This is a genomic window from Streptomyces sp. NPDC033180 (assembly GCF_055577645.1).
Map to the genome: position 1 here is coordinate 253319 of NZ_JBVIPU010000013.1, position 11746 is coordinate 265064.

The 11746-nt window shown below is 69.2% G+C and carries 13 protein-coding genes and 2 pseudogenes; 12 read left to right on the forward strand and 3 right to left on the reverse strand.

Translation table 11 applies throughout. The features are described 5' to 3' along the window. Positions 1-175: 175 nt before the first annotated feature. Positions 176-430, forward strand: a pseudogene (locus ACZ5WE_RS29915) (acyl-CoA dehydrogenase family protein); the annotation flags it as partial. Positions 431-498: 68 nt separating this feature from the next. On the opposite strand, the gene ACZ5WE_RS29920 reads toward ACZ5WE_RS29915, so the two are convergent. Then, complete coding sequence (locus ACZ5WE_RS29920) at positions 499-846, reverse strand: VOC family protein (protein ID WP_467693576.1); 348 nt, start codon at positions 844-846, stop codon at positions 499-501. 150 nt (positions 847-996) lie between these two features. Here ACZ5WE_RS29920 and ACZ5WE_RS29925 point away from each other — a divergent pair, with 150 nt between their 5' ends. Next, positions 997-1557 carry a tellurite resistance TerB family protein gene (locus ACZ5WE_RS29925; protein WP_467693577.1) on the forward strand — a complete coding sequence of 187 codons (561 nt, stop codon included), beginning with the start codon at positions 997-999 and terminating at the stop codon, positions 1555-1557. Between the two features lie 111 nt (positions 1558-1668). Here ACZ5WE_RS29925 and ACZ5WE_RS29930 read toward each other — a convergent pair whose 3' ends face one another. Then, entirely contained in the window at positions 1669-2214 is a 546-nt protein-coding gene (locus ACZ5WE_RS29930) for a pyridoxamine 5'-phosphate oxidase family protein (protein ID WP_467693579.1), read from the reverse strand. A gap of 226 nt (positions 2215-2440) precedes the next feature. Between ACZ5WE_RS29930 and ACZ5WE_RS29935 the strand changes: the two genes are divergently transcribed. The 7 genes from ACZ5WE_RS29935 to ACZ5WE_RS29965 all read left to right on the forward strand — a co-directional run bounded on the left by ACZ5WE_RS29935 (position 2441) and on the right by ACZ5WE_RS29965 (position 9386). After that, complete coding sequence (locus tag ACZ5WE_RS29935) at positions 2441-3571, forward strand: LLM class flavin-dependent oxidoreductase (protein WP_467693580.1); 1131 nt, start codon at positions 2441-2443, stop codon at positions 3569-3571. Continuing rightward, entirely contained in the window at positions 3571-4599 is a 1029-nt protein-coding gene (locus ACZ5WE_RS29940; protein WP_467693582.1) for an alpha/beta hydrolase, read from the forward strand. The genes ACZ5WE_RS29935 and ACZ5WE_RS29940 overlap by 1 nt, the downstream gene beginning before the upstream one ends. A gap of 81 nt (positions 4600-4680) precedes the next feature. Beyond that, positions 4681-6096, forward strand: a complete 1416-nt coding sequence (locus tag ACZ5WE_RS29945) for a DUF6421 family protein (protein ID WP_467693583.1) — start codon at positions 4681-4683, stop codon at positions 6094-6096. Beyond that, positions 6093-6863, forward strand: a complete 771-nt coding sequence (locus ACZ5WE_RS29950; RefSeq protein WP_467693585.1) for an SDR family NAD(P)-dependent oxidoreductase — start codon at positions 6093-6095, stop codon at positions 6861-6863. Before ACZ5WE_RS29945 ends, ACZ5WE_RS29950 begins: the two co-directional genes overlap by 4 nt. A gap of 29 nt (positions 6864-6892) precedes the next feature. Further along, positions 6893-7963: a threonine aldolase family protein gene (locus ACZ5WE_RS29955; protein ID WP_467693587.1), complete on the forward strand. Its 1071-nt coding sequence runs from the start codon at positions 6893-6895 to the stop codon at positions 7961-7963. Positions 7964-8054: 91 nt separating this feature from the next. Beyond that, a complete protein-coding gene (locus ACZ5WE_RS29960; protein ID WP_467693589.1) occupies positions 8055-8651 on the forward strand; it encodes a transglutaminase-like domain-containing protein in 597 nt (198 codons plus the stop codon). A 27-nt stretch (positions 8652-8678) separates the two neighbouring features. After that, positions 8679-9386 carry a B3/B4 domain-containing protein gene (locus ACZ5WE_RS29965; protein WP_467693591.1) on the forward strand — a complete coding sequence of 236 codons (708 nt, stop codon included), beginning with the start codon at positions 8679-8681 and terminating at the stop codon, positions 9384-9386. Positions 9387-9413: 27 nt separating this feature from the next. Here the strand turns inward: ACZ5WE_RS29965 and ACZ5WE_RS29970 are convergent, their stop codons facing one another. Continuing rightward, positions 9414-10142: a lysophospholipid acyltransferase family protein gene (locus ACZ5WE_RS29970; protein ID WP_453399775.1), complete on the reverse strand. Its 729-nt coding sequence runs from the start codon at positions 10140-10142 to the stop codon at positions 9414-9416. 228 nt (positions 10143-10370) lie between these two features. Between ACZ5WE_RS29970 and ACZ5WE_RS29975 the strand changes: the two genes are divergently transcribed. The 3 genes and pseudogenes from ACZ5WE_RS29975 to ACZ5WE_RS29985 all read left to right on the forward strand — a co-directional run. Then, complete coding sequence (locus ACZ5WE_RS29975) at positions 10371-10703, forward strand: thioredoxin family protein (RefSeq protein ID WP_467693629.1); 333 nt, start codon at positions 10371-10373, stop codon at positions 10701-10703. Between the two features lie 222 nt (positions 10704-10925). Continuing rightward, a complete protein-coding gene (locus ACZ5WE_RS29980) occupies positions 10926-11435 on the forward strand; it encodes a flavin reductase family protein (RefSeq protein WP_467693592.1) in 510 nt (169 codons plus the stop codon). A gap of 230 nt (positions 11436-11665) precedes the next feature. Further along, positions 11666-11746 (forward strand): annotated as a pseudogene (locus tag ACZ5WE_RS29985) (electron transfer flavoprotein subunit beta); the annotation flags it as partial.

Consider the following 11746-nt stretch of genomic DNA (forward strand, 5'->3'; position numbering starts at 1 on the left):
TTCTCATTTCGCTGTGTTCTGGCTCAGGCCGTCCTGGCTCAGGCGGATGATTGTGCGGCAGGACCGGGGCCTTGCCGCAAGGCCCCCCATGCGTTATAAGTTAAGAGTGGCAAGGAGTTCGAACACTCCTTGCCTTTGTCATGTCGACCGTCATGTCGACGAGGAGCGTCACGGCATGAGCACTCTCGACATCCTGTCCGATGACGAGCGGTTCGCCGTCAACACGGTGCGGGACTTCGTCGACAAGGAAGTAAAGCCGGTCGTACGGGAGTTGGAGCATTCCAACACCTACCCCGAAGCCCTGATCGAGCGGATGAAGGGCCTCGTCGTCTTCGGCCTCGCCGTGCCAGAGGAGAGACAGCGGCGCCGCTACCTGCCGAAGATGGCCACCGGCGAGATCCGAGCGACCATACGCGGCCCGGGAGGCGGACGAAGGCCGCATCGCGCGCCAACTGGTCGAACGCGGCGGTCTCGACGCGTGATGTCAGGGTGCCGGGCTCACCGGTGGCTCACCACATTGACGACCCGCCCATTGGGATCACGCACGAAGAACCGGCGCACGCCCCACTCCTCGTCCCGCAAGGGATGCACGATCTCCGCGCCGCTCTCGCGCACCGCCGCGTGAACCGCGTCCACGTCGTCCACTTCGACACTCATGTCGGGCACGACGGGCGCGGTCTTGTCCTCGCTCATGAAGGTGACTTGGGCCGTTGGGTTGGAAGGAGAGCCGAGCGTCATGACCCAGCCGAGGTTCATGACCTCCTCGAACCCCAGAAGACCGTAGAAGTCGCGGCTCTCCTCCATGGCCTCGGTGCGGACGTCGGGCATGGCGCGGCGGATGGACATGGGGCTCCTGGCGACTAGGGGTTCCAACGTGCCCGTGATTCTCCCAGCGCGCTCGGCGCGGACAACGGAACTTCGGGGTGCGGGGAGGCGTTGGCAGGAGGACGCGTGGAACACGCGCGTACGAGCTAACAGGTAGTCGAGGTGGCACGGATGGCGATGTGGGACCGGATCAAGGACCAGGCCAAGGGTCTGCAGCAGTCGCAGGGGGCACGGAGCTCCGGCGGTCACGGACGCCCGGGTCCGGGATCGGGGTCAGGGTCAGGAGGGGGGTCGAAGGCGCAGCTCGTGGGCGTGCTCAAGTCCCAGCTCGCCTCCCTCAAGACGGAGCTCAAGAGCGGTTCCTACCGTGACGCCAGCATGGCCATGTGCGCCCTGGTCGCGGCGGCCGACGGCTCCGTCGACCCGGCCGAGCGGCAGCACGTGGAGTCACTGATCCTGCAGAACGACGTCCTGAAGAACTTCCCGCCGGAGCAGCTGCAGCAGCGGTTCAACAAGCACGTCGACCAGCTGTCGTTCAACTTCCAGCAGGGCAAGACCGAGGTCATGCAGGAGATCGCCAAGGCGGCGAAGAAGCCGATGGAGGCCAAGGCGGTCGTCCAGACCGGGTTCGTGGTCGCCGGCGCGGACGGGTACATCGCCCCGGCCGAGGAGCAGGTCCTGCGCGAGGCGTGCGCGGCGCTCAACCTCTCCCCGCAGGAGTTCGGTCTCTGACCGCAGTCGCGTTTTGCCAGGTGAGCGGGGGTCGCGCCTCGAAGTGCGGACCCCGCTCCGGGTCGCGCCTCGAAGTGCGGACCCCGCTCCGGGTCGCTCCCCCGTCGCCCGCTAGAAGGTGTAGCGCGTGTGGCTGAACACCTGGCCGTCGTGCTCGAAGCCGTACGCCGTACCGGGTGCCACCGCGAACAGCAGGTCGTTGCCCTCGCGGATGCTGTCGCCGAAGCCGTAGAAGAGCCCCTCCGGCGAGGTGATGTGGTCTTTGTACTGCGCTTCGAACGAGGCGATGACCTCGTTCTGCCGCGCCGGATCCGTCACTCGCTCCGCCGTGCCCTCGACCACGACGTCGAGGCCCTCGGAGAACGAGTTGTGCCCCGTGGTGAGTACGCAGTGGGCATTGCCGGCCAGGTTCTTCACCTTCTGTCCGCCCTGCCCGCTGCTGAAGTGCAGCGCCCCGTCGTGCCAGGCGGCGATCAGTGGCGTGACGTGCAGCCGGCCGTCCGGCCGAACCGTGGTGATCCAGAAGATCTCTGCGGCACGCAGTAGGCGCTGGGCTTCGGCCCAGTCGGTGGCTGTGACGTTCTCCGCGCCAGGGCGCGGCTTGAGCGCGGAGCTGTAGCGGGCGTCGAGCTCGGTCCTGGGCTGCTTCGGAGTCATGCGGAACTCCCTTCCCTCTCCTGTGACGAATGCTACGCAGCCCGGCCCGGCGGCGCTCAGCAAGCTCCCGCTGCGGACCAGCCCGAGCCCCCGGCTCGAAGGTGGGACGGCTTCGGGAAGAGCTCACGCGGAAGCTCTTGCTACTTCGATACCTGACGAGTAGTCATATGGCTAATCGAAGCAAGGCGCGCGCCCGCACCGCAGTGGTCAACTCCCTGGAGGGCAAGTGAAGTTCTCCGTCATATTCGAAGCTCAGCTCGCCGACCCCACCGTCGAGCGCGAGCACCAACTCATCCGGGACAGCGTCGAACAGGCCGTCCTGGCCGAGGAGATGGGGTTCGACCGCGTCTGGGCGGTCGAGCACCACTCCCTCAAGTGGTACGCCCACATGAGCGCCCCGGAGATCTTCCTGACCTGGGTCGCCGCGCGCACCAGCACCATCCGCGTCGGGCACGGCGTGGTCTGTATGCCGTTCAAGTTCAACCACCCGGTGCGCGTCGCCGAACGCGCCGCCATGCTCGATCTGCTCTCCGGCGGCCGGCTCGACCTCGGGGCGGGGCGCGGAGGGACGCTCCAGGAGACCTCGCTCTGCGGCGTCGACAAGGAACGTACGACCCAGGAGGTCGAAGAAGCGCTGCAGATCATCGGGAAGGCCTGGGAGCGGGAGGAGCTGGAGCATCATGGCGCTCTGCTCGACATCGACCCCCACCCGATCCTGCCCCGGCCGCGGCAGACCCCCCACCCCCCGCTCTTCCTCGCCTGCAGCAGGACCGAGACCCTGGCCCAGGCGGCCGAACTCGGCGTCGGGGCTCTGGTGATGGGCTTCGCGGGGCCCGAGTCGATCGCCGAGATGCGTACGGCGTACGACACGGCGATCGCGGGCCGGAGCGACGCGCGCCTCGTGTCCAGCGTCGTCAACGACCACTTCTCCGTGCTCTGTCCGACCATCGTGCTGGACGACCGCGACGAGGCCCGGCGCGTCGGCATCCGCGGACAGCGGTTCTTCGCGCAGTCCATCGGACACTGGTACGGCGGCGCGGGCATCCCCGACGAGGCCGTGGTCGCGGGGGCCGACGAGGCGGCGGCGATGCGCGAGGCCGCAGAGCAGGTCGTCGCGCGGCTGCACGAGCACAACATCCCGGTGCGGCCCACCTCCACGGCGACCTTCAACGCGGATCACGCCTATGGAAGCGCCGACGACGCCATCGCGTACGTGGAACGGCTCCGCGACGCGGGTGCCGACGAGATCATGTGCCTCATCCAGATGGGCACCGTTCCGCAGGAGGCCTGCATGGAGACCCTGCGGCAGTGGGGCGAGAAGGTCATCCCGTACTTCCGCGCCCAGGAGGCCGGGTGATGGCGGCCGACGGCACGGACGGCGACCGGCTCTCCGCGGAGGCGCGGCCCCTCGTCGACGCCCTCAGCGCCGCCTTCCCCGACCTCGGTGGCACCGTCACCGACGCGGCCGAGGCACGCCGCATCCTCGCCGCGCGAGCCCCTGCGCGCGAGGGCAGGGCCGCGCCGCCTGTGGGAAGGGTCGAGGACCGCAGCATCCCCGGTCCCGCCGGGGCTCCTGACCTGCCCGTACGCGTCTACCACCCCGAGGGGGCGAGCCACCCCCACTCCGCGGACCCCCGCCCCACCCTGCTCTTCTTCCACGGCGGCGGCTACACCCTCTGCGGCCTCGACACCCACGACGCCACGGCCCGCACCCTCTGCGCGGAGTCCGGGGCCGTCGTGGCCTCCGTCGCCTACCGCCTCGCCCCGGAGCACCGCTTCCCCGCGGCCGCCGAGGACGCGTACGCGGCGCTGTGCTGGGCCGCGGCCGAGACCAGGGAGGGTGGGCTGGGCGGTGATCCGGGCGCCCTGGTGACGGCCGGGGACAGCAGCGGGGGCGGCCTCGCCACCGTGGCGGCCCTGATGGCGCGGGACCGGGGAGGGCCCGCCGTGGCGCTCCAGGTGCTGATCTACCCGGTGCTCGACGCGGGGCAGGGCAGCGACTCGTACACGTCGAACGCGACCGGCTACTTCCTCACCGCCGCGCACCTGCGCTGGTTCTGGGAGCAGTACCTCGGCCCGGACGGCGACGGCACCCACCCCTACGCCTCGCCTCTGAACGCGGACGTCACCGCGCTGCCGCCCGCGCACATCGTCACGGCGGGCTGCGATCCGCTGTGCGACGAGGGCGCCGCGTACGCGGTCAAGCTGCGTCTGGCGGGGGTGCCGGTGACGCGGGGGCATCACCCGGAGATGTTCCACGGGTTCCTGGGCTTCCCAGGGCTCCTGGACGATGCGCGCACCGCGGTGGCAGAAGTAGCAGAAGCAGTCGCCTCAACGGTGTACGGCAGGAAAAACAGCGGTGATGTTGGGGGTGTCACAGGATAATCTCCCGAGCCCCCTCTTGTGGCGGAGAACCTCGCCCGCATACGGTGTTCTAACGCGAGGTTCTCCCGTGGAGGTTGACAAGTGACGGAAATTCTTGTGCAGAGGGTTGCGGAAGAGGCGGTTTCTCCCGCGAGTGGGGGTGCCCCCATCGGAAGGGTCGTGGAGCACCCGGCCTGGCCGATGCTCAAGGACGCCGTGGAGGAGATCCGCCCGTGGCAGTCCGCGGACGGCTCGATCGACTTCGACGCGGAGGACGCCCCGGCGAAGTCCGTGGCCGAAATCGCCGTGGACCGCGTGATATCCGCGATCGACCAGCTCGCCCCGCTCCTGCCGCACGACGCCGCGTACCACCAGGCGCTCGGCACGGACCTGCGGCGCTGGGCGGACGGCGGTTTCCAGGTGCCGGACTTCCTCGACTCGCTGCTCGCCTTCCAGCCCGCGGCACACCGCGAGGACGGCCTGCAGCACCTCGTGGTCTTCCCGATGTACACGCAGAACGGCAATCCGGACCGCAATCTCGAAGCGGTCGTACTGCGCATGGTCTGGCCGGAGTGGCTGGCCGAGCTCGAGCGCACGCGCTACGACAACCCGCTGTTCTGCGGCATCACCTTCGAGGACTTCACCGCCGGGTACGACACGAACTCGGCCGTGCTCTTCCCGGAGACCATCGCCGTGCGCGAGGCCCCCGAGCGCTTCAGCTGGGGCGGCATCTTCTGCGACCGCGAGGCGGCCCGCTTCCGCCGCGTCACCGAGGCCTCCGTCGACATCCTCGGGCTCGAACTGCCCGACGACATCCGCGAGATGATCGGTGACCAGGACCGCTGCCAGCAGGCGTTCGTCCTGTGGGACATGGTCCACGACCGCACCCACAGCCACGGCGACCTGCCCTTCGACCCCTTCATGATCAAGCAGCGTCAGCCGTTCTGGATGTACGGCCTGGAGGAGCTGCGCTGCGACCTCACCGCCTTCAAGGAGGCCGTGAAGCTGGAGGCCGAAGGCGTGCCGCAGGCGCGTGACGTGCAGTACGCCGTCCTCTTCGACCGGATGTTCCGCTTCCCGGTCACCGGCGACCGCGTCAAGAACTACGACGGTCTCGGCGGCCAGCTGCTCTTCGCGTACCTCCACAAGCACGACGTCGTCCGCTGGACCGACAACAAGCTCAAGATCGACTGGCAGCGCGCGCCGCAGGTCACCAACCAGCTGTGCGCCGAGATCGAGGAGCTCTACCGCGCGGGCATCGACCGCCCCAAGCTGGTGCACTGGTTCGCCGCCTACGACCTGGTGTCCCAGTACCTCGCCCCGCACCCCGGATCGCGCTGGGCCAAGGGCCCCGACGCCCTCGATGTCCAGCTTCCGCCCAGGAAACTCGTCGACGACGTGCTTCCTGACGAGTTTCCGCTCAGCATGTTCTATGAGGCGCTCTCCAAGAAGCTCAAGCACGTGATCGCCTCCACCAAGGGGATCACCGCGGCGCGCGCCGAGCAGGTCGCCGCATGAGCGACCGCACCAAGGAGGCGAGGACGATGTCCGCACTCGATGGAGCCGTGGTCGCGGTCGCGGGGGCAGCAGGGCCTGCGGGCCGTGCCACGCTGCTGAGGCTCGCCGAGGCCGGCGCCACGGTCGTGGCGTCCGACGCCGACGCGGCCCGCCTCGCGGAGGCCGTGGACGCCGCGCGCTACGCGCACGGCGGGGCCACCGTCATAGGCGACACGGTCGATCTCCTCGACCTCGGCGCGGCCCGGGAATGGGCCACCCGCACCGAGAAGGAGTTCGGGCGGATCGACGGCCTGGTCCACCTCGTCGGCGGCTGGCGCGGCAGCGCCACCTTCGCCGAGACCGACCTCGCCGACTGGGACCTGCTCGAAAAGCTCCTGATCCGCACCGTGCAGCACACCTCGCTCGCCTTCCAGGACGGCCTGCAGCGCAGCGACCGCGGCCGCTACCTCCTGATCAGCGCGGCCGGCGCCTCCAAGCCGACGGCGGGCAACGCGGCGTACTCCGCCTCGAAGGCCGCAGCCGAGGCCTGGACCCTCGCCCTCGGCGACGCCTTCCGCAAGGCGGGGGGTGAGCAGGGCCCGAAGTCGGCGGCTGCCATCCTGGTGGTCAAGGCGCTGGTGCACGACGCGATGCGCGCGGAGCGGCCCAACGCGAAGTTCGCGGGCTTCACGGACGTCAAGGAGCTGGCCGAGGCCATCGCCGGAGTCTGGGAGCGACCCGCCGGAGAAGTGAACGGAACCCGCCTGTGGCTGACCGAGAAGCCGTGAACGCTCGCGACCCCCGTGACAGAGAAGCCGTGAACCCTCCGAAGACCGACGCGCGCCGCCACCACGACCCGGATGTACGGGGGTTCGCGAGCGACAACTACGCGGGCGCCCACCCGGAAGTGCTCGCCGCCATCGCGCTGGCCAACGGCGGGCACCAGATCGCGTACGGCGAGGACGACTACACCGCCAACCTCCAGCAGGTCATCCGCGGCCACTTCGGCCCCACGGCCGAGGCGTTCCCGGTCTTCAACGGCACCGGCGCCAACGTGGTCGCGCTGCAGGCGATCACCGACCGCTGGGGCGCGGTGATCTGCGCCGAGTCGGCGCACATCCACGTCGACGAGGGCGGTGCCCCCGAGCGCATGGGCGGCCTCAAGCTGCTCACGGTGCCCACGCCCGACGGCAAGCTGACTCCCGAGCTGATCGACCAGCAGGCGTTCGGCTGGGACGACGAGCACCGGGCGATGCCGCAGGTCGTCTCCATCGCGCAGAACACCGAACTGGGCACGCTCTACACGCCCGACGAGATCCGCGCCATCTGCGACCACGCGCACAAGCTCGGCATGAAGGTGCACCTCGACGGCTCGCGCATATCGAACGCCGCCGCGTCCCTCGACGTCCCCATGCGGACGTTCACGAACGCGGTCGGCGTGGACATCCTGTCCCTGGGCGGCACGAAGAACGGCGCGCTCTTCGGGGAAGCCGTCGTCGTCCTCAACCAGGACGCCGTCAGCCACATGAAACACCTGCGCAAGCTGTCCATGCAGCTCGCCTCCAAGATGCGCTTCGTGTCGGTCCAGTTGGAGGCCCTGCTCGCCAAGGACCTCTGGCTGCGCAACGCCCGGCATGCCAACGAGATGGCGCAGCGCCTGGCCGAAGGGGTGCGCGCCGTCCACGGCGTGGAGATCCTCTACCCGGTGCAGGCCAACGCGGTCTTCGCGCGCCTTCCGCACGACGTGAGCGAGCGGCTGCAGAAGCAGTACCGCTTCTACTTCTGGGACGAGGCGGCGGGCGACGTCCGCTGGATGTGCGCGTTCGACACGCGTGAGGAGGACGTGGACGGGTTCGTCGCGGCCCTCAAGGAGGAGATGGCGCGCTGATCCGTGCCGCCAACCCCGCTGACTGCATAGATATACGACCGACCGCAATTGCATTGACGTGCGGTCGGTCGTATTCCTATGCTCCCGTGCCATGCGGCTGATCCAGGAAAACCCTGACCTGTCGGCGTACTTGGCCGCCGACGACGTGGTCGACCACCACCACCCACTGGTCCGCGAGGCGGCGGCCGGTCTCGCAAAATCATCCGCCGATACCTACGCATACGCCCGCGCAGCCTTCGAGTTCGTGCGTGACGCCATCCCGCACTCGCAGGACTCGGGCCGCATGGAGGTCACCTGGCGGGCGTCCGACGTCCTTCGTGAGCGCACCGGCATCTGCACGGCCAAGTCCCATGCCCTGGCCGCCCTGTTGCGCGCCGAGGGCATCCCGACGGCGTTCTGCTATCAGCGGCTGCGGGACGACAGCACCGGCGGATACTCCCTGCACGGCCTTGTCGCCGTACGCCTCGACGGCGCGTGGCACCGGCAGGATCCGCGCGGAAACATACCGGCCGGGGTCGACGCGCAGTTCCGTCTCGGCGAGGAACGGCTGGCCTGGCCCGTGGATCCGGAGTCCAATGAAGTGGACTATCCAGTCCTGTACGCTGAACCGAGTCCGGTGGCGCTCAGCGTGCTCAAGCAGGCCCGCGACCGGCTGCACCTCTGGCAGATCTACCCCTCAGAACTGTGACGCACGAACTGTGAGGCACGACGGACCATGACCATCGACCTGACCGTCTCCGACGAGGTCCGCGCCATCGCGCCCGGCTTCACCCACGTCGCCATCGAGGCCCACGGGCTCGTCAACGGCCCCAGCACCGAAGGGACTTCGGCCCTCCTCGACGAGGCCGCGCGCCGCCTCGCCGAGCGGCTCGACGGCCGTGCCCCGCACGAGGACCCGCACATGGTGGCCTGGCGCGCGGCGTACACCGCGTTCGGCGCGAAGCCGTCCCGTACGCGCAACTCCGCCGAGGCGCTGGCCAAGCGCGCCCTCGCCGACGGCGGTCTGCCGCGGATCAACATCCTCGTCGACGTCTACAACGCGATCAGCGTCGCCCATCTGATCCCGGTCGGCGGTGAGGACCTGGACCACATCAAGGGCGGCATGCGCCTGGTGCGGGCCGACGGCACCGAGGACTTCGTCACCACGGCCGCGGGGGAGCAGTCCATCGAGCACCCAGACGCGGGCGAGGTCGTCTGGTGCGACGACGAGGGCGTCACCTGCCGCCGCTGGAACTGGCGCCAGGGGCCGCGCACCCGCCTCACGGAGGAGTCGGTCAACGCCATCTTCCTCCTTGAGGGGATGGGGCCGGACTCGGGCGTCGAGGAGGCGGGCGCCGAACTGGCCGAGCTTCTCGCGAAGTTCAGCCCCGGCGCGCGGCTCACCGTCCACGCGCCGGAGGGGGCGTCCGACCGACCCGAATAAAGTGGTCGAGCGCCCCGAGTAATCGATTCAGCTCGCCTCGGCGGCCTTCACCTCGGCCGGAGTCGGCGCGGTGCCGCCGAGGTGCGCCGGCATCCACCACGTGTCGTCCGGGCCCTTGGGGCGTACGGGGTAGGCGCGCTGCGCGGCCTCCAGCAGCTCCTGGCAGCGCTCGCGAAGGCGCCGGGTGATCGCGCCCGCGAACTGGTCCTTCGGGGCCTCCACCGGCTCGCCGACCCGGATCGTGATCGGGATGTGGCTGCGCTTGAAGTTGCGCGGCTGCCCCTTGGTCCACAGCCGCTGCGTGCCCCACAGTGCCATCGGGATCAGCGGGACGCCGGCTTCCTGCGCCAGACGCGCGGCCCCCGACTTGAAGGTCTTCAGCGTGAACGACGGCGAGATCGTCGCCTCGGGGAAGACACCGATGATCTCCCCGGAGCGCAGCGAGTCGAGCGCGTGCTGGTACGCCGCCTCACCCTGCTTGCGGTCGACGGGGATGTGCTTCATCCCGCGCATGAGCGGACCGGAGATCCTGTGCCGGAACACCGACTCCTTGGCCATGAAGCGCACGAGACGCTTCTGCGGCAGGGCGGCGAGGCCGTCGAAGATGAAGTCGAGATAGCTGATGTGGTTGCTGACCAGCACCGCGCCACCGGTGCGAGGGATGTTCTCCGACCCCTTGCAGTCGATCTTCAGGTCCCATGCCTTGAACAGGGTTTTCGCGGCACCGATGACCGGACGGTAGACAAGCTCTGCCATGGGTGGGGATGACCCTTCGTTTCTGCCCGGGGAGGGGGTTCCCGGCGGGAAGTTACGCAGCCGTAGGTTTTCGGCATTGCGCAGATCGTGCCCCAAGAACGGACCGCTGGCCACCCATCGTGCCCGGCGAGCGCGAGATTCTCGTCACGTTGGGAATGTTCGCGTGCGCCGGGACGCTGAAGGCGGGGACAGTTGGATCATGACGCGGGGCAGGAGGCTGACGTGTGGATACGCGAGGCGGGGGATCGGCTCGACGCGCCGGCGCCGGACACATGGGCCGAGTACGCGCTGGGAGAGCGCGCCACGCTCGTGCAGTTCTCCAGCGCTTTCTGCCAGCCCTGCCGGGCGACCCGTCGCGTCCTCTCCGAGGTGGCCACCATGGTTCCCGGCGTCTCCCACGTGGAGATCGACGCGGAGGCGGAACTCGATCTCGTACGGGAACTGCGCATCCTCAAGACGCCGACCGTGCTGGTGCTCGACGCGGACGGACAGGTCGTGACGCGCGCGACCGGGCAGCCGCGCAAGGCCGATGTGATCGCCGCCCTCGGCAAGGCCGTGTGAGTTCCGGGACGCGGGGGAGGAGGGGCATGACCCAGGGACGACTTTCACATCGCAGAACGGACTTGACTGCACCCCGCATCTATCGCCAGCCTGCTCCCATGCCTCCGGAGCTCCTTCTCTACGAGCGCGTCCACGTGGACCTCGCCCGTCATGCAAGTGCGCGCTGTCCGGGCTGCTGAGCAGCCACGGAACCGCTCGTACCTCCTGCAGAAGGACAATTCCATGACGGCCACTTCCGATCTCCGCTCCCCCCAGCTCGCCTCTCCCGACCTCCTGCGCTCGGTCTTCCGGCAGCACGCTGCGGGCGTCGCCGTGATCACCGCTCAGGGGCCCTCCGGGCCCGTCGGCTTCACCGCCACCTCGCTCGTCTCGGTCTCCGCCGAGCCCCCGATGCTCTCGTTCGGGATGGGGACGGGGGCCTCCAGCTGGCCCGCGGTATCCGAGGCCGAACACGTCGGCGTCCACATACTCGGCGAGCACCAGCTCGACCTCGCCACGACCTTCGCGCGCAGCGGCGCTGACCGCTTCGGCGCGGGCACGCGCTGGTTCGAGGGGCCCGAGGGAGTTCCCGTGCTCGACGGCACGCTGGCCTGGCTGGTCTGCAGGGTTGCGGCGCGGGTGCCCGCTGGTGACCACCGGATCGTCATCGCGGAGGCGGTGGTGGGCGACCTCGCCGGCGCCGGTCGGCCGCTGCTCTACCACCAAGGGCGCTTCAACGGGCTGCGCGACTGAGAGTTCCCGAATAACCCTCCTCGCGCCCGGTTACAGAGCGTTGGGAAGGTCACAGTTCAAAGCGCTTGCTCAGTGGGAATGCAGTAGGTGTACTGGCGAGTAATATTCTGGTCGGAGCGCGGGCCGCCCCGACCGGGATCCGCCCCTGCAGGCGCCTATGCTGCCTGCAGGAAGGCAGTGGCCAGAGCAAGGCAGCAGCCCAGTAAAGACGATGCAGTAGGAGAGCCGGCGTGAGCTTGAGGATCGTTGTCACCGTGAAGTACGTGCCTGACGCCACCGGCGACCGGCACTTCGCCGATGACCTGACCGTT

Coding starts and splice junctions, on each gene's coding strand:
- ACZ5WE_RS29940 (WP_467693582.1), top strand. CDS start 3,571: ATGGCGGCCGACGGCACGGACGGCGACCGGCTCTCCGCGGAGGCGCGG.
- ACZ5WE_RS29960 (WP_467693589.1), top strand. CDS start 8,055: ATGCGGCTGATCCAGGAAAACCCTGACCTGTCGGCGTACTTGGCCGCC.
- ACZ5WE_RS29980 (WP_467693592.1), top strand. CDS start 10,926: ATGACGGCCACTTCCGATCTCCGCTCCCCCCAGCTCGCCTCTCCCGAC.
- ACZ5WE_RS29920 (WP_467693576.1), bottom strand. CDS start 846: ATGTCCATCCGCCGCGCCATGCCCGACGTCCGCACCGAGGCCATGGAG.
- ACZ5WE_RS29950 (WP_467693585.1), top strand. CDS start 6,093: ATGAGCGACCGCACCAAGGAGGCGAGGACGATGTCCGCACTCGATGGA.
- ACZ5WE_RS29925 (WP_467693577.1), top strand. CDS start 997: ATGGCGATGTGGGACCGGATCAAGGACCAGGCCAAGGGTCTGCAGCAG.
- ACZ5WE_RS29965 (WP_467693591.1), top strand. CDS start 8,679: ATGACCATCGACCTGACCGTCTCCGACGAGGTCCGCGCCATCGCGCCC.
- ACZ5WE_RS29970 (WP_453399775.1), bottom strand. CDS start 10,142: ATGGCAGAGCTTGTCTACCGTCCGGTCATCGGTGCCGCGAAAACCCTG.
- ACZ5WE_RS29930 (WP_467693579.1), bottom strand. CDS start 2,214: ATGACTCCGAAGCAGCCCAGGACCGAGCTCGACGCCCGCTACAGCTCC.